Origin of the sequence: Luteipulveratus mongoliensis (assembly GCF_001190945.1) — a bacterium.
GTDB lineage: Bacteria > Actinomycetota > Actinomycetes > Actinomycetales > Dermatophilaceae > Luteipulveratus > Luteipulveratus mongoliensis.
Genome location: NZ_CP011112.1, coordinates 4,434,316 through 4,450,514 on the forward strand (window position 1 = coordinate 4,434,316; position 16,199 = coordinate 4,450,514).

Annotated in this window: 17 protein-coding genes; 5 read left to right on the forward strand and 12 right to left on the reverse strand. The window is 67.8% G+C overall.

Annotated features, from left to right (window positions below; all coding sequences use genetic code 11):
* Positions 1 to 5 precede the first annotated feature (5 nt).
* From rpsS to VV02_RS21070, 7 genes are all read right to left on the reverse strand, one after another.
* On the reverse strand, positions 6 to 287 hold the full coding sequence (rpsS, locus tag VV02_RS21040) for a 30S ribosomal protein S19 (protein WP_052594779.1): 282 nt from the start codon (positions 285 to 287) through the stop codon (positions 6 to 8).
* A 15-nt stretch (positions 288 to 302) separates the two neighbouring features.
* Positions 303 to 1,139, reverse strand: a complete 837-nt coding sequence (gene rplB, locus VV02_RS21045; RefSeq protein ID WP_052594781.1) for a 50S ribosomal protein L2 — start codon at positions 1,137 to 1,139, stop codon at positions 303 to 305.
* A 16-nt stretch (positions 1,140 to 1,155) separates the two neighbouring features.
* Positions 1,156 to 1,455 carry a 50S ribosomal protein L23 gene (gene rplW / locus VV02_RS21050; RefSeq protein WP_052594783.1) on the reverse strand — a complete coding sequence of 100 codons (300 nt, stop codon included), beginning with the start codon at positions 1,453 to 1,455 and terminating at the stop codon, positions 1,156 to 1,158.
* Positions 1,452 to 2,438: a 50S ribosomal protein L4, sunset domain variant gene (gene rplD, locus VV02_RS21055; protein ID WP_052594784.1), complete on the reverse strand. Its 987-nt coding sequence runs from the start codon at positions 2,436 to 2,438 to the stop codon at positions 1,452 to 1,454. The genes rplW and rplD overlap by 4 nt, the downstream gene beginning before the upstream one ends.
* Before the next feature lie 4 nt (positions 2,439 to 2,442).
* Positions 2,443 to 3,105 (reverse strand): 50S ribosomal protein L3, encoded by a 663-nt coding sequence (gene rplC, locus VV02_RS21060; protein ID WP_083450333.1) that lies wholly within the window; start codon positions 3,103 to 3,105, stop codon positions 2,443 to 2,445.
* Between the two features lie 19 nt (positions 3,106 to 3,124).
* Positions 3,125 to 3,433 carry a 30S ribosomal protein S10 gene (gene rpsJ, locus VV02_RS21065; protein WP_050668652.1) on the reverse strand — a complete coding sequence of 103 codons (309 nt, stop codon included), beginning with the start codon at positions 3,431 to 3,433 and terminating at the stop codon, positions 3,125 to 3,127.
* A gap of 362 nt (positions 3,434 to 3,795) precedes the next feature.
* Positions 3,796 to 4,464, reverse strand: coding sequence for a FadR/GntR family transcriptional regulator (locus tag VV02_RS21070; protein WP_052597365.1), 669 nt, complete (start codon positions 4,462 to 4,464; stop codon positions 3,796 to 3,798).
* 55 nt (positions 4,465 to 4,519) lie between these two features.
* Between VV02_RS21070 and VV02_RS21075 the strand changes: the two genes are divergently transcribed.
* Positions 4,520 to 5,782: a CynX/NimT family MFS transporter gene (locus VV02_RS21075; protein WP_052594786.1), complete on the forward strand. Its 1,263-nt coding sequence runs from the start codon at positions 4,520 to 4,522 to the stop codon at positions 5,780 to 5,782.
* A 4-nt stretch (positions 5,783 to 5,786) separates the two neighbouring features.
* On the opposite strand, the gene VV02_RS21080 is transcribed toward VV02_RS21075, so the two are convergent.
* The 5 genes from VV02_RS21080 to VV02_RS21100 form a co-directional block, all read right to left on the reverse strand.
* A complete protein-coding gene (locus tag VV02_RS21080; protein WP_052594788.1) occupies positions 5,787 to 6,725 on the reverse strand; it encodes an alkaline phosphatase D family protein in 939 nt (312 codons plus the stop codon).
* Between the two features lie 28 nt (positions 6,726 to 6,753).
* A complete protein-coding gene (locus tag VV02_RS21085; RefSeq protein ID WP_052594790.1) occupies positions 6,754 to 7,863 on the reverse strand; it encodes an alkaline phosphatase D family protein in 1,110 nt (369 codons plus the stop codon).
* A gap of 181 nt (positions 7,864 to 8,044) precedes the next feature.
* Positions 8,045 to 10,435, reverse strand: a complete 2,391-nt coding sequence (gene ppsA / locus VV02_RS21090; protein WP_052597367.1) for a phosphoenolpyruvate synthase — start codon at positions 10,433 to 10,435, stop codon at positions 8,045 to 8,047.
* A 39-nt stretch (positions 10,436 to 10,474) separates the two neighbouring features.
* Positions 10,475 to 11,314 (reverse strand): pyruvate, water dikinase regulatory protein, encoded by an 840-nt coding sequence (locus VV02_RS21095; RefSeq protein ID WP_052597369.1) that lies wholly within the window; start codon positions 11,312 to 11,314, stop codon positions 10,475 to 10,477.
* 43 nt (positions 11,315 to 11,357) lie between these two features.
* The gene (locus tag VV02_RS21100) at positions 11,358 to 12,542 is read right to left on the reverse strand and encodes an endonuclease (RefSeq protein ID WP_083450335.1); all 1,185 of its coding nucleotides are present in this window, start codon (positions 12,540 to 12,542) and stop codon (positions 11,358 to 11,360) included.
* A 178-nt stretch (positions 12,543 to 12,720) separates the two neighbouring features.
* Here VV02_RS21100 and VV02_RS21105 point away from each other — a divergent pair, with 178 nt between their 5' ends.
* The 4 genes from VV02_RS21105 to VV02_RS21120 are packed head-to-tail and all read left to right on the forward strand — an operon-like array spanning position 12,721 to position 16,196.
* On the forward strand, positions 12,721 to 13,638 hold the full coding sequence (locus VV02_RS21105) for an ABC transporter ATP-binding protein (RefSeq protein ID WP_052594792.1): 918 nt from the start codon (positions 12,721 to 12,723) through the stop codon (positions 13,636 to 13,638).
* A complete protein-coding gene (locus tag VV02_RS21110; RefSeq protein WP_052594794.1) occupies positions 13,635 to 14,552 on the forward strand; it encodes an ABC transporter permease in 918 nt (305 codons plus the stop codon). The genes VV02_RS21105 and VV02_RS21110 overlap by 4 nt, the downstream gene beginning before the upstream one ends.
* Complete coding sequence (locus VV02_RS21115) at positions 14,549 to 15,463, forward strand: ABC transporter ATP-binding protein (protein ID WP_052594796.1); 915 nt, start codon at positions 14,549 to 14,551, stop codon at positions 15,461 to 15,463. The genes VV02_RS21110 and VV02_RS21115 overlap by 4 nt, the downstream gene beginning before the upstream one ends.
* A 16-nt stretch (positions 15,464 to 15,479) precedes the next feature.
* Positions 15,480 to 16,196, forward strand: a complete 717-nt coding sequence (locus VV02_RS21120) for an ABC transporter permease (RefSeq protein WP_052594798.1) — start codon at positions 15,480 to 15,482, stop codon at positions 16,194 to 16,196.
* The last annotated feature ends 3 nt before the right edge of the window (positions 16,197 to 16,199 follow it).

Here is a 16,199-nt window from a genome sequence, read left to right on the forward strand (position 1 = left end):
CGCCATCAGCGGCGACGGCCCTTCTTGTCGTCCTTCTCGTGACCCTTGAAGGTCCGAGTCGGCGCGAACTCGCCGAGCTTGTGGCCGACCATGGACTCGGTCACGAAGACCGGGACGTGCTTGCGGCCGTCGTGCACGGCCAGCGTGTGGCCGAGCATGTCTGGGCTGATCATCGACCGGCGTGACCAGGTCTTGATGACGTTCTTGGTGCCGGCTTCGTTCTGGGCGTCCACCTTCTTGACGAGGTGGTCGTCGATGAACGGACCCTTCTTCAGGCTACGAGGCATTTCCAAAGGCTCCTATCAGCGCTTCTTGCCAGTACGACGGCGCCGCACGATGAGCTTGTCGCTCTCCTTGTTGGGGCGGCGGGTTCGGCCTTCGGCCTGACCCCACGGGCTGACCGGGTGACGTCCACCGGAGGTCTTGCCCTCACCACCACCGTGCGGGTGATCAACGGGGTTCATGGCGACACCACGAACGGTCGGGCGCTTGCCCTTCCAGCGCATGCGGCCGGCCTTACCCCAGTTGATGTTGCTCTGCTCGGCGTTGCCGACCTCGCCAATGGTGGCGCGGCAGCGCGAGTCGACGTTGCGGATCTCACCGGACGGCATACGCAGCTGGGCGTAAGCGCCGTCCTTGGCGACCAGCTGCACACGCACACCGGCCGAACGGGCGATCTTCGCACCGCCGCCGGGCCGCAGCTCGACGCAGTGGATGACCGTACCGGTCGGGATGTTGCGCAGCGGCAGGTTGTTGCCCGGCTTGATGTCGGCCGAGGGGCCGTTCTCGATCGGGTCGCCCTGCTTGAGCAGACGCGGCGCGATGATGTAGCGCTTCTCGCCGTCGGCGTAGTGCAGCAGCGCGATGCGGGCGGTGCGGTTGGGGTCGTACTCGATGTGAGCGACCTTGGCCGGGATGCCGTCTTTGTCGTTGCGACGGAAGTCGATGAGACGGTAGGCGCGCTTGTGGCCACCACCGATGTGACGGGTGGTGATGCGGCCCGAGGCGTTGCGTCCGCCCGTCTTCGTCAGAGGACGAACCAGCGACTTCTCAGGCGTCGTGCGGGTGACCTCAGCGAAGTCCGCCACGCTCGAGCCACGGCGACCAGGGGTCGTCGGCTTGTACTTACGGATAGCCATCGTTACGTCCTCTTCCTCAGCCGACCTGGCCGAAGATGTCGATCGAGCCCTCACGCAGCGAGACGATCGCGCGCTTGGTGTCCTTGCGCTTGCCCGTACCGAAACGGGTGCGACGCGACTTGCCCTGACGGTTCATGGTGTGGACCGAATCGACCTTGACGTCGAAGATCTTCTCGACGGCGATCTTGATCTCGGTCTTGTTGGCGCGCGGGTCGACGAGGAAGGTGTACTTGCCCTCGTCGAGCAGCGTGTAGCTCTTCTCCGAGACGACCGGGGCGATCAGGATGTCGCGCGGGTCCTTACGGCTGATAGTCACTTGCTCTCCTCCTGGACCTGCTGAGCGGCAGCGCCACCCGCGGGCACGAAGCCTGCGGCGGCCGCAGCGTCAGCGGTGCGGAACCAGACCTCGGCCTCGGTCGCGTCGTACCAGCGCGAACCAGGCACGTGGTACTTCATCGAGTCCTTGTTGCCCTTGACGTCGAAGCCCTCGGGCGCCGAGCCATCGGCGGCCGGTGCGGCCGAGTCGGCGCCGAAGCCACTGTCGGTCGCAGCAGCGGTGTCGGCCACCGGAGCAACCTCGGCCGCAGCCTCGGTCTTCTTGGCGGCAGCCTTGGCCGGAGCCTTCTTGGCGGCCGCAGCCTTCTTGGCCGGCGCCTTCTCGACCACGCGGGCCTGCTCGCCCGTACCGAGGAAGCCGTTGAGCGCAGCCTCGGTGAAGACGATGTCGTCGGCGCACAGCACGTCGTAGGTGTTGAGCTGGTCGGCCCAGAGCAGGTGCACGTCCGCAAGGTTGCGCACGCTCATCAGCGAGAGCTCGTCCGAGCGGTCCAGCACCACGAGCAGGTTCTTACGCTCGCTCAGGTTGCCCAGCAGCTCCGCGGCCGTGCGGGTCGAGGGCTTGTCGCCCTCGATCAGCGCGGAGAACACGTGGATGCGGCCGTGGCGCGCCCGGTCCGAGAGGGCACCGCGCAGGGCGGCGGCCTTCATCTTCTTGGGCGTGCGCTGGCTGTAGTCACGCGGCTGCGGGCCGTGGACGACGCCACCGCCGGCGAACTGCGGCGCACGGGTCGAGCCCTGGCGTGCACGGCCGGTGCCCTTCTGGCGGTACGGCTTGCGCCCACCGCCGCGGACCTCGCCGCGCGTCTTGGTCGAGTGCGTGCCCTGGCGGGCGGCAGCGAGCTGCGCAACCACGACCTGGTGGATCAGCGGCACGTTGGTCTGCACATCGAAGATCTCGGCGGGCAGGTCGACAGAGCCGGCCTTGCCACCCGAGGGCTTGAGGATGTCAACGGAAGTCATGGGCTCAGGCCTCCTGCTTCGACTTGGCGGCCGTCTTGACGACGACAACGGCGCCGCGGGGGCCGGGCACAGCACCCTTGACCAGCAGCAGACCCTTGTCGGCGTCGACAGCGTGGATCGTGAGGTTCTGGGTGGTCTGGCGAACGCCACCCATCCGGCCGGCCATGCGCATGCCCTTGAACACGCGACCCGGGGTGGCGCAGCCACCGATCGAGCCCGGCTTGCGGTGGTTCTTGTGTGCACCGTGCGAGGCGCCCACGCCGTGGAAGCCGTGACGCTTCATGACACCGGCGAAGCCCTTGCCCTTGGTCGTGCCGACGACATCGATCGTCTGCCCGGCCTCGAACGTCTCAGCGGTGATCTCCTGGCCGGGCGTGTAGTCCGCGGCGTCGGAGGTACGCACCTCGACCAGGTGGCGACGCGGGGTCACGCCGGCCTTGTCGAAGTGGCCCTTGGCGGGCTGGTTGATCTTGCGCGGGTCGATCGCGCCGAAGGCGATCTGCACCGCGTGGTAGCCCTCGCCCTCGCCACGGACCTGGGTCACGACGCACGGGCCGGCCTGGATCACGGTGACGGGAACGAGACGGTTGTCGGCGTCCCAGACCTGGGTCATACCGAGCTTCTCGCCGAGAAGGCCCTTCACGGGGCGCTCAGTCATTGAAGTCATAGTGAGTCACTCCCCTCGATCAGAGCTTGATCTCGATGTTGACGTCAGCCGGGAGATCCAGGCGCATCAGCGAGTCGACGGCCTTAGGAGTCGGGTCCACGATGTCGATGAGGCGCTTGTGGGTGCGCATCTCGAAGTGCTCGCGGCTGTCCTTGTACTTGTGAGGCGACCGAATGACGCAGAACACGTTCTTCTCCGTCGGGAGCGGCACAGGGCCCACCACGGTCGCACCGGCACGGCTGACCGTGTCGACAATCTTGCGCGCCGAGCTGTCGATGACCTCGTGGTCGTACGACTTCAGCCGGATGCGAATCTTCTGTCCCGCCATTCGCGTGCGTCTCTCTCTCGCGTCCATCTGAACTGTCAAAGGCCGGAACTCCAGGCTGTCCTCCGACCCCCGCGCTCGGGTGTGTCGCGGCCGCTTCGCAGCGCACCGGACAAATTCATCCGAGTGGTGATCGGTGGTCCTGGAGGACCGGGGCTTGCGCTTCCCACTGCTGTCCTGCGGCCCCAGCAAAGGGTCCAGCAAGGCGTAGATCAGTAGGACGGTGGTACAGACATGGGTCAGCACCACGCGTCAAGCAACCTGAACAGTGTGCCAGAGCCAGGCGAGCACTACCAAATCGAGGTCGAAGTGGTTGTCGACACGCCCGCCGAGCGCCGAGCAGACCGCTCCGTCCGGACGCTCGATCAGTGGTCGTGCTCGGCCAGCAGGGAGCGCAGGAAGCACCGCGCCGACTGGCCGGCCCGCGCGGCATCCTCGGCCGCGATGGCCTCGACGAGGTCCTCGTGCTCCTCGTCATAGCGGGCGTCCAGCGAGGCCAGGTTGTCCGCGATCGCGGCCGTCAGTGTCGGCAGCACCGAGTCGTAGACCTCGAGGAAGACGGCGTTCTTGCTGGCCACGACGACGTCCCGGTGCAGTGCCGCGTCCACCTCGGCCGTGCGCGTCGGGTCACCCGAGTCGCGTGCCTCATGGCGTTGGAGCAGCCGTGCGCGCAGCTGCGTGACGTCCTCATCGGTACGACGGCGGGCCGCCAGCTCCGCCGCGCTCACGTCGAGCGCGAGGCGCAGCTCGAGCACGTCACGGTGCTGCGCCGCGGAGAGGTACTGCCCCAGAGCCGCCGATCCCTCGCTGAGTGCGAGGACGTACGTCCCCGACCCCTGCCGGCGTTCGAGCAGTCCTGCGTGGACCAGGGACTGCACGGCTTCTCGCACCGTGTTACGACCGGCGCCGGTCATGTCGCTGAGCTCGGGCTCGGTCGGGATGCGGTCGCCGACGGCCCATCGGCCGTCCGCGATCTCGTCGCGAAGGATCGCGGTGACCTGCTCGATCAGGCTGTTTCGTCGTACCCGCTGCACGCACCGGAGCATACCCGGGGCGACAGGTTGATCGGATCATCCTATGATTTGCCCCATGACCGCCACGCCCACACAAGCGAAGCGCCTCCGCTCCCCGACCGACCACCGCCAGCTCGGTCGGGTTCTGGTCCTCGCGGGCATCGTGCTCTCCGCCTTCTCGCTACGCACCGCGGTCACCTCCCTGACGCCACTGCTCGGGCGGGTCGGTGACGACCTCGGGTTCGGCGCTTCTGTGGCGGGCGTCCTCGGCATGGTGCCCACTGCAATGTTCGCGGTGGCCGGGCTCGGCACCCCTGCGGTCGTACGCCGGATCGGCCTTGAGCGGAGCGCGTTGGTCGCGATGTCGCTCGCCGCCGTCGGACTCGCAGGTCGCAGCATCGGCGGCACGTGGGGCCTGCTGGCGCTGTCCGCCGTCGCCCTGGCCGGCATGGGGATGGGCAACGTCGTGCTCCCACCGCTGGTCAAGCGCTTCTTCCCGGACCGCGTCGCCAGTATGAGCACGCTGTACATCGCCGTGCTCCAGATCGGGACGATGATCCCGCCGCTGCTCGCGGTCCCCGTGTCTGACGCCCACGGATGGCGAATTGCCTTGTCCCTGTGGGCAGTTCTCGCGGTTGCGGCGCTCGTGCCGTGGCTGCTGCTGATCCGCCGTCCGCACCAGGACGGCTACGTCGTCGACGAGACGCCGGCGACCCAGGTGCCAGGACGCGTACGACACTCGCCGGTCGCGTGGGGACTGACGCTCATGTTCGCGATGACCTCCCTGAACACGTACGCCATGTTCACCTGGCTGCCGGAGATCCTCACCGACGCCGGGCACAGCGCGGCGCTCGGCGGGCAGATGGTGGCGCTGTTCTCGGCGATCGGCCTGGCGTCCGCGCTCGCCGCTCCACAGCTCGCCGGACGGCTGGACAACCCGTTCCCGGTCGTCATCGGCAGCGTGCTCAGCTTCACTGCCGGGTACGCCGGTCTGCTGTGGTCCGCGGACACACTGCCGGCGCTGTGGGTCGTGCTGGTCGGCTTCGGGCCGACGACGTTCCCGCTCGCGCTCACGCTCATCAACGTGCGCACTCGCACAGCAGCCGGATCAGCCGCACTGTCCGGGTTCAGCCAGGGCCTGGGCTACGCACTGGCCTGCCTGGGACCGCTCGGTTTCGGACTGCTCCACGACGCGACCGGCGGTTGGGACGCATCCTTCGGGATGCTCGCGATCACGTTGGTACTGCTCGTGATTGGCGGATATGCCGCCTGCAAGCCTCGGCTGCTCGAGGACACCTGGCACCGCTCGGGCCAGGCCGAGGTGCCCTCGAGCCGCTGACGGATCAGTGCCTGTGGCCGAGCGCCTTCGAGTCCGTCTTGACCTCGAAGAGTCGCTTGCCGTCGCGGTTGATCCAGGTCGCTCGCAACGTGGCGGGTCTGACCGTGGTGTCCGCCTCGAGCCGCAGGAAGGTGTTGGGCTCGACCGCGCTGTGCACGAGTGCGGGGTGGGGGATGTTCAGGCTGGGGATCGTCCGGTCGTGCAGCGGGCTGACGATGAACTGCCACAGGTCATAGCCGACGCGCGGGCCGTACATCAGGGCTCGCGAGCAGTGGATGTCACCGCTGAGCAGGACCACTCCGGGGATCTTCTGGTCCTTGACGAAGTCGAGCAGGGCTTCGCGCTCGTAGGAGAACGTCTCCCAGTCGTCGGACTCGGAGTTCTTCTTGTCGTCCCAGACCATGCCGGTCATCACGAGCTTGAACGTCGCGTCGCTCGCCTTGATCGTCTTCTTGAACCACTCCCACTGCACACCGCCGAGGCAGGTCGCCTGGTCCGGGTCGGCCCAGCTGGGCGCGGTGCGGCTGAAGTACCTCGGGTCCAGCAGGATCACCTCGACAGGTCCGCGGCGGAACGAGGTGTAGACCCCCTCGCCCACCCCACGCGTCTTCTGCACCTCGCCTGAGGTGGTCTGCCCGTACGTCGCGTTGGCGCGGTAGTCGACGAAGGCCGTACGCGTCTTCTGCTTCTCGACGTACGACACGTCTCCCAGCTGACCGTTGAGGGCGAAGTCGTGGTCGTCCCACGTCGCCCACACCGGCACCGAGCTGACCAGCCGCGCCACCTCGGGCACCTGGAGGAACTCGCGCTGGCGTTGGCGGGCCAGCGTGAGGTCGGTCGAGTCGATGTAGGGGGTGTCGCCCATGAAGATGAAGCTCTCGCAGCCCTCAGCGAGGACCCGGTTCCACACGTAGTCCGACCCGGACGGGGCGCACGATCCCATGCCCATCACGAGCTTGGTGGCCGCGCTGTCAGACGGTGCGGTGCTGAAACGACCCGGTCAGCGGTGTGAAGCCGTCCGCGCCGCTGGTCGGCACGATGCTGAAGGTGTATCGCGTGGCCGCACGCAGGCCGCCCACCTCGAAGATCATGCTGTGGTCGTTCGCATCCGACAGCGTCGCCGAGGCGGTGATCTTCGCCCCATGGGCTCCGGTGACAGTGCACCGCCAGGACGTGACCTTCTGGTCGTCCTTGCCGGGGCGCAGCCAGATCCGGGTGGTCTTGGTCGTGGTGTGCCCGACCATGGGGCCTGTCGCCCGGTCCTTGGGCTTGGGCGTCGGCACCACCGCGGGCGCGGTGCCCGCCTTGACCGAGGCGACGTACGCCGCAACGCCGGCGAAGAAGGCCTCACTGTCCTGGACCGCCACGGCGGGCTGGATGGAGGCACCGGCCGCGTCGTAGCACTTGTCGACGGTGAGGCTGGTGACCAGGAAACGACCCTTGCCGTGGGCACCTTCGAGCAGGATCGGCGGCTCCGGGAAGGCTCCCGGAGTGGCGGAGAGCAGGACCCGCATCGACTCCCAGGACACGAGGGACTCCCAGCTCACCCGGATGCTGGCCGACCGGTCGGTGAAGACCTGTCCCGCGTTGGCCGTGCGCAGGTCCTTCACGAGCGGGTGCTCGGGTGCAACGACGAAGATCGCGTCGTGGTCGGGGTCAGCGCGCTTGGCCGCCAAGGGCGGGGCGAGATAGTCGACGGTGGCGTTGAACTGGTCGGACTGGGCCAGGTCGAGCACCACGCCGCCCCCGGCGACGAAGTCCCGGATCGAGGCAGCCTGCGAGGAGATGTACTCGCCGTAGGTGGGCGCGTTGTTGGTGAAGGTCCCGAAGGCGATCAGGTCGACGCCCTGCTCGGTGGCCGACTTGGCCGGATCGAGCGGGACGACGGTGACGCCGGCCTTGGTCAGGAGCTGGGCCAGCCCCACTCCGTTGGTCCACGGGTCCTTGAACTCCAGGACCGCGGCCCGGAGAGGTTCTGCCGCCTCGGCACTCGCGGTGCCGACGGCGGCCGCGGCCACCGTCAGGCCGGCCGTTGCCAGGCCGCTTCCGAGGAACTTTCGGCGATTGAGGTCGGTGGGCATGTGCGCTCCTCGTGGTCGAGCAAGGCTCTGGACGAGGCGACGGTATCCACTCAAACGGGGCCGAAACGGGCTGACGTCAGCGGTTCTCACTTATGGCTGCTATAGCAACACCCATCGAACGACCCTCGGGACGCAACGTGCACGATGCTCCCAATCACGTTGGTACTGCTCGTGATTGGTGCTATGCCTCACCGCGCTTGGCGAGGCGCAGCCAGGTCTCGACCACAGTGTCCGGGTTGAGTGAGATCGACTCGATGCCCTGCTCGACGAGCCAGTCCGCGAGATCGGGATGGTCGCTGGGACCCTGACCACAGATGCCGACGTACTTGCCCTGCTTGCGGCACGCCTCGATCGCCATCGAGAGCATCTTCTTGACCGCGGGGTCACGCTCATCGAACTTGTCAGCGACCAGCGCGGAGTCACGGTCCAGGCCGAGCGTCAGCTGAGTCATGTCGTTCGACCCGATCGAGAACCCGTCGAAGTGCTCGAGGAACGCGTCGGCGTTGACCGCGTTGGACGGGATCTCGCACATCATCACGACCTGCAGGCCGTTCTCACCGCGCTTCAGGCCGTGCTGCGCCAGCAGGTCGATGACGCCTTCGGCCTCCCCCACTGTGCGCACGAACGGGATCATCACCTTGACGTTGGTGAGGCCCATCTCGTCGCGGACGTGGCGCAGGGCCGCGCACTCCATCGCGAAGCACTCCGCGAAGGCCTCCGAGAGGTAGCGCGACGCACCGCGGTACCCGATCATCGGGTTCTCCTCGTGGGGCTCGTAGCGCGGGCCGCCGATGAGGTTGGCGTACTCGTTGGACTTGAAGTCCGACATACGCACGATGACCGGCTCCGGCGCGAACGCTGCTGCCAGCATGGCGATGCCCTCCGCGACGCGCTTGACGAAGAACTCGCGCGGACCGTCGTACGCGGCGGTGAGAGCCTCGATCTGCGCCTTCAGCCCGGCGTCGAGGTCGGCGCCTCCGGCCTCGAGCTCGAGCAGCGCCTTCGGGTGGATCCCGATCTGGCGGTTGATGATGAACTCCAGTCGGGCCAGGCCGATGCCATGGTTCGGCAGGCGGGAGAACTCGAACGCCTGCTCCGGCGTCCCGACGTTCATCATGACCTTGACCGGGACCTCGGGCATCTTGTCGAGCTCGGTGCGGTTGACCTCGAAGTCGAGCAGGCCGTCGTAGACCAGGCCGGTGTCGCCCTCGGCACAAGAGACGGTGACCTCGGCGCCGTCCTTGAGCACTTCGGTGGCGTCGGCCGTCCCGACGACGGCCGGGATGCCCAGCTCACGCGCGATGATCGCCGCGTGGCACGTACGGCCGCCCCGGTTGGTGACGATGGCGCTGGCGCGCTTCATGATCGGCTCCCAGTCGGGGTCCGTCATGTCCGCGACCAGCACCTCGCCCGGGACGAACTCGTGCATCTGGTCGATGTCGGTGAGTCGGCGCACAGCGCCCGCGCCGATCTTCTGACCGATGGCGCGCCCCTCGACGAGGACCTCGCCGCGCTCCTTGCCCATGACGTAACGCTCGAGCGTCGAGCCGACCTGCCGCGACTTCACGGTCTCCGGGCGCGCCTGCAGGACGTAGAGCCGGCCGTCGTCGCCGTCCTTGCCCCACTCGATGTCCATCGGGCGGCCGTAGTGCTGCTCGATCTTGACCGCGTGCCTTGCGAGCTCGGTGACCTCCTCGTCGGTGAGGCTGAGGCGACCGCGCTCGGCATCGTCGACCGGGACGAACTCGACGGTCTTACCGACCGACGCGTCGGAGGTGTAGATCATCTTGGTGGCTTTGCTGCCGACGCCACGCTTGAGGATGGCGGGGCGGTCGGCCTTCAGCGCCGGCTTGTAGACGTAGAACTCGTCGGGGTTGACCGCACCCTGGACGACCGCCTCACCCAGCCCGTAGCTGGAGGTGATGAAGACCGAGTCCTCGAAGCCGGACTCGGTGTCGATCGTGAACATGACGCCCGAGGCACCGATGTCGGAGCGCACCATGCGCTGCACGCCCGCGCTCAGCGCGACGACGTCGTGGGCGAAGTTGCTGTGCACGCGGTAGGAGATCGCCCGGTCGTTGTAGAGCGAGGCGAAGACGAGCTTGATCGCATGCAGGATGTTGTCGATGCCACGGACGTTGAGGAACGTCTCCTGCTGACCCGCGAACGACGCGTCGGGCAGGTCCTCGGCCGTGGCACTGGAGCGCACCGCCCACGAGACCTGCTCACCCTGCTCGCCGACCAGCCGCTCGTACGACGACCGGATCTCATCCTCGAGGTCGGCCGGGAACGGGTGGCTCTCGATCGACTCGCGGATACCGCGACCGACCCGCGCGAGCTCCTGGACGTCATCGACATCGAGAGCGTCCAGCTGCGCGTTGATCGAACCGGCCAGGTCATCATGAGCGAGGAACCGGCGGTACGCCTCCGCGGTCGTCGCGAACCCGTCCGGAACGCGCACTCCCGCCTTGGACAGGTGCTGGACCATCTCACCCAGGGAGGCGTTCTTGCCACCGACCCGTTCGACATCGCCCAGACCGAGGTCCTTGAACCACTCGACGTTGCTGCTCATCGTCTTCTTCACTTCCTCGCGGTGTTCATCGGCGCCTCGCTAGCGCGGGCCGTTCTCCATGGACTGCAGGATGAGCGCCGCCATCTCCTCCACCGACATCGAGGCGGAGCTGACGTATGGGATGCGGTGCATGGCATAGAGGGTCTCGGCTCGGCGCAGCTCGTAGGTGACCTGTGCCATCGAGGCGTACCGCGACCCCGGACGGCGCTCGCCGCGTACCTGGCTCAGTCGGGCCGCCGTCGAGGTGATGCCGAAGCACTTCGACGGGTAGGCGCGGATCGGCGCGGGCAGCTGGTGGGACTCGAAGTCCTCCTCCACCAGCGGGTAGTTGGCGACCTTGAGGCCGTGCTGGAGCGCGAGGTACATCGAGGTCGGTGTCTTGCCGCAGCGGGACGGCGCGATCAGGATCAGGTCGGCCTGGTCGAGCTTTTTCACGCTCTGCGCGTCGTCATGCTCCATGGCGTAGTCGATGGCCTTCATGCGGGCTTCGTACAGGCCCTGGTCGCCGACGCCGTGGATGCTGCCGACGTTGTGGGCGGCGTTGACGTGCAGCACCCGCTCCACCGTGTCGAGATGGCTGCCGAACAGATCGATGAAGGCGCAGGTGGTCTGCTGCAGCACGGCCCGCACCGCCTCGTCGGCAACGGTGGAGAAGACCAGCGGCTGGACGGTCTCGGTGCGGACGGCGTCCATGAGCACCACGATCTCCTGCGCCCGCTCGACCGTTGTGATGAACGGGATCTTGCGCACGTTGAACGGCACGCTCGGGAACTGCTTGATGATCATGATGCCGAGCGTCTCGGCCGAGATGCCGGTGCCGCCTGCCAGGAAGAACGCCGGAGTCGGCACTCCCGAGGCAGGCGGCGGCGGCAAGGTCATGGCGATCACTCTCCCAGGTGGGAGCGCGCATCGCCCTCAGGGGTCAGAAGATCGAGGCGACCCACTCCGGGTGGTCGATGAACGGGTTCCGGTTGTGCTGCCAGGTCGTGAAGATGACCTCGTTGCGACGCTGCTCGAACGCGTCGGGCGGGTCCTCCTGGCTCCACTGCTTCAGCACCGACACCTTGCCGATGTTGGGCGCGGTGCCGTTGTTGACCTTGTCGTTGACCTCGAGGTCGGCGAACGCGTCCGTGCCGTCGTAGCGGACCGCCATGTAGAAGATCATCCGCGCCACGTCACCCTTGACCGCGTCGCGCGGCTGCCAGGAGTCGGAGTCGGACGCGCAGCCGGGGCACTGGTCGACCGCGCCGCCGCCGTTGTCGAAGTCGAGGTTGCCGCGGTCGGCGTTGACCGACACGTCCTCGGGACGCAGGTGGTGTACGTCGGTGCCCGGGCCGGGTGTCGTGCCGAAGTCGCCGTGGCTCTTGGCCCAGACGTGCTCGCGGTTCCAGTTATCAACGCCACCACCGTTGTTCGACTTCGGTGTCGACGTGCCGCTGTAGACCTCGATGACGTTGTTGCTGTTGTTCGGGTCCTGGTCGGTGTCCTTCAACGCGTCCCAGACACCGTCGTACGACAGCACCGTCTGCTTGCTGATGATCTCGTGGAGCTTGGCCTTCAGCGCCGCGCCGGACAGGCCGCCCGTGCCGTCGTAGTAGCTGCCCGGGTCGCTCGGGGGCGGGTCACCGGGGTCGCCCGGGTCGGTGCTGCCGGTGGCGGCGATCGACGAGGCGTCCTTCATCCCCGGGTGGGAGAAGTACGCCGAGAGCGCGCCCGTGGCGTCGACCTGCTTGCCGAGGTTGCCCGGATGCGACTTCAGACCCCAGGCCGCACGCAACGCGCTCGGGAGCTGGACGTACAGCATCTTGGCGGTGCTGGTCTCGCTCGGCGAGTCCGCGAGCGCGATGGCGTAGTCGTTGGGGAAGCCGGACCGGACCACCGTGGTGGTCGCAGTGGGCTGGCCCACGATGTAGCCGCGCACGGGTTGGACCGCGCTGGTCTGCGTGCCGATCGCCTGCGCGACCGTCAGCGGTGCGGCGGCCGCGGCCTGGGCCACGGTCGGGTGCGGGCTGGCGTACGCCCCTTGGCCGAACGCGGCGGGTGTCGTCGCGAGAGCAAGGACGCCAAGAGTGGCGAGACTGCGTTTGATGGTGGAACGCGTCCGCATGATTCCTCCGAGGATTGGGTGCGGATGGCCGCACTCATCCTTTCGGCCCCTACTGGCCAGTTGGGCGAACATCGGTTAAAGGAAAGGTCAACTGACCAGGTCGAACGATGGCGGGCGCCGCGCCGGGATTGCCGCATGATCAGCCGCATCGGGGCAGGCCCGACATAAGGTGTGCGGCATGACGGTGGTGGGGACGCAGGGGCTCACCATGCAATATCCCCGGGTGCGCGCGCTCGATGAGCTGACGCTGACCATCCCCGAAGGCATCACGGGAGTCGTCGGGGTCAACGGCGCTGGCAAGTCCACGCTCATCAAGGTGCTGCTCGGACTGCTGGCTCCGACGTCCGGCTCGGCGCAGGTGCTGGGGCTGGATCCGCAGACTCACGGGGCGGCGGTGCGCGAGCGTGTCGGCTACATGCCTGAGCACGACGTGCTGCCCGCTGATGTGTCCGCCGCCGAGTTCGTCATGCACATGGGCATGATGTCGGGCCTTCCGAAGGCCGCCGCTCGCGAACGCACCTCCGACGTGCTGCGCCACGTCGGTCTGGCCGAGGAGCGGCACCGGCCCATGGGCGGCTACTCCACCGGCATGCGGCAGCGGGCCAAGCTCGCGCAGGCAATCGTGCACGACCCCCAGCTGGTCTTTCTCGACGAGCCGACCAACGGCCTCGACCCTCGCGCCCGCGACGAGATGCTTGACCTGATCGGGCGCATCGGGCACGACTTCGGCATCTCGGTCGCCGTCACGAGCCACCTGCTCGGCGAGCTGGAGCGCACGGCCGACCACATCGTCGTCCTGGACGCCGGGCAGCTGCTGCGTGCCTCCGACACCAGCGCCCTCACGCTGAGCACCGGCACGATCCTGGTCGAGGTCCTCGGACCGACGGACGCCAACCAGCAGGTCGGGCAGGCCCTGGTCGATCGAGGAGTGACCGCGTGGCCCTCCGGCGACAAGATCGAGGTCCGGGTCGACGACCCGAAGGTGCTGGACACGGTGCGTGACGTCGTCGTCGATCTCGGGTTCGGCCTCGTGCGGATCCAGGAGGTCCACCACACACTCGAAGAGGTCTTCCAACGTCAGGGCGGCCCCGCATGAGCACACCTACGCGTCGCGGCGTCATCCACGACCTCGGCTACCGCCCCTTCACCGGACGCCGGCAGAGCAGGGCAGCGATCGCGCGATCGCTCTACCTGACGTCATTGCGTTACTGCTTCGGCATCGGCCGGTCGGGCAAGTCCAAGGTGATGCCGTGGCTGATGACGGCCGTCCTGTTCATCCCGGCGCTCGTGCTCGCGGGCATCATCGTGCAGCTGAAGAAGATGTCGCTGCAGGACCAGTCCGACCTGTTCGCGCCGCTGTCCAACTATTTCGGCTACCCCTACTGGACCCAGCTGCTCCTGACGATCTTCGTCGCTGCCCAGGGGCCCGTCCTGTTCGCTCGCGACCTGCGCTATCGCACGATCGTGCTCTACTTCGCCCGGCCGCTGTCCCGGGTGACTTTCGTGCTCGTCCGACTGGCCGCGCTCACCACCGCGGTCTTCGCCATCCTCGCGGTGCCGATGGCCATCTGGTACGCCGTCGCGCTCAGCTCGGACATGGACAACGGCGAGCACACTCGCCACTACCTCGCGGCGATGGCGGGCGTGGCGATCCTGTCGCTCATCCTGTCCAGCGTGAGCGCCCTGGTCTCGGCGCTGACCACCCGGACCGGGCTGGCGGTCACGGCCATCATCATCGTGCTGATGGTGACGTCCGGCATGGTGACGGCCATCCTCGGTGTGGCCTACGAGAGCCAGAGCACAGGTCTGGCCAGCGCCGCAGCAGCCGCCAACCCGTTTACGGCCGTCGCCTCGCTCATCAGCGGGCTGTTCGACCAGGCGACACCGGTCGACACCTTGCCCAGGCCCACCAACGGATGGACGGCGTACGCCGCGGTCGCGTGCCTGTTGTGGGTCCTCGTCCCCACCGCGCTGCTGCTCCAGCGCACCAGGAAGGCGGCCTCGCTGTGACCGAGCTGCAGCTGAGTGCCGTATCCCGTTGGTACGGCAACGTGGTCGCCGTCAACGACGTGACCATGCACCTCGGCCCCGGGATCACCGGCCTGCTCGGTCCCAACGGCGCGGGCAAGTCGACGCTGCTGTCGATGATGGCCGGGCTGCTGCCGCCGTCGGCCGGGACCGTCACGATCGATGGCACACCGACCCGCGGCAACATCGCCATCTATCGTCAGATCGGACTCGTCCCCGTGCAGGAGTCGTTGTACGACTACCTCACCGGCACGCAGTTCGTCCGCCTCAACGCCGACCTGCAGAAGGTGCCCAGTGCCGCGGCCGCCACCGCCCGCGCGATCGGCCTGGTCGAGATGGCTGACGCTGCGGACCGCAAGGTGTCGACGTACTCCAAGGGCATGAGGCAGCGCATCAAGGTCGCGTCAGCACTCGTGCACGACCCGTCGGTCCTGCTCCTCGACGAACCGTTCAACGGGATGGACCCGATCCAGCGGCGGCACATGATGGACCTGCTCAGCCGGCTCGGCCAGCAGGGGCGCACGATCGTGTTCAGCTCGCACATCCTCGAAGAGGTCGAGCAGATCGCGCGCCACGTCGAGGTCGTCGTGGCCGGACGCGCCGCCGCCTCAGGCGACTTCTCACAGATCCGCCGGCTGATGACCGACCGGCCCAACCAGCACCTCGTGCGCAGCTCGGACAACCGGCGGCTCGCCACGCTGCTGCTCGCGGACCAGTCCGTGCGCGGCGTACGACTGCGGGGCGACAAGGCGCTGGAGGTCGAGTCCGACGACTTCGGCCGGTTCGCCCAGGTCATCCCCCGCATCGCGAAGGAGCACGACATCCGGCTGATCGAGGTCACTCCGACGGACGAGTCGCTGGAGAGCGTCTTCGGCTACCTGGTGGGCGCATGAGCACCCGGGACCCCGCATGAACGCGGCGATCATCCGGCTGGCCATGCGCTCGCTGTTCGGGCGCCCACGCGCCTTCGTGCTGCTCGCGATGCCGGCGATCATGGTCGGCCTGGCCGCTGTCATCACCATGGCCTCGAGCAACCCACCGGACTCCAGCGACGCCGAGGCCTTCCTGCGCGTCTTCGGCATCGGCATCGTGGTGCCCGTCGTCACGCTCATCGCGACCACGACGCTGGTCAACTCCGAGTTCGACGACGGATCGATCGTCTACCTGCTCACCAAGCCGATCAGCCGCTTGTCGATCATGGCGAGCAAGGCGGTCGTCGTGCTGCTCTCGGTGCTCGTCTGTGGGGTGCTGCCGGTGGGCATCGCCGGCTTCGCCATGGTCGGCGGTGACGACCGGGTGGCGCTCGCCGGCGTCGCAGGCAGCGCCGTGGCAGGTGTGGCCTACGTCGGCATCTTCACCGCGCTGGTGACCGTGCTCAACCGCAGCATCGTGGGCTGCCTGATCTACTGGCTCGTCTGGGAGTCGACGATCTCCAGCCTGATCGGGCCGGTGAAGTGGCTGTCGGCGCGAGCCTGGGGCAGCTCGGTCGTCCAGGCGACGACCGAGCTCGGCGACCGCCCAGCGGTGCCCGTGGCCTACGCCGTCGTCGCGGCTGTCGTCATCCTGCTGGGTGGCGTGGCGCTCGCCGCGCAGCGGCTCGTCTCGGTCAGCCTGTCCGACGACTGAGGC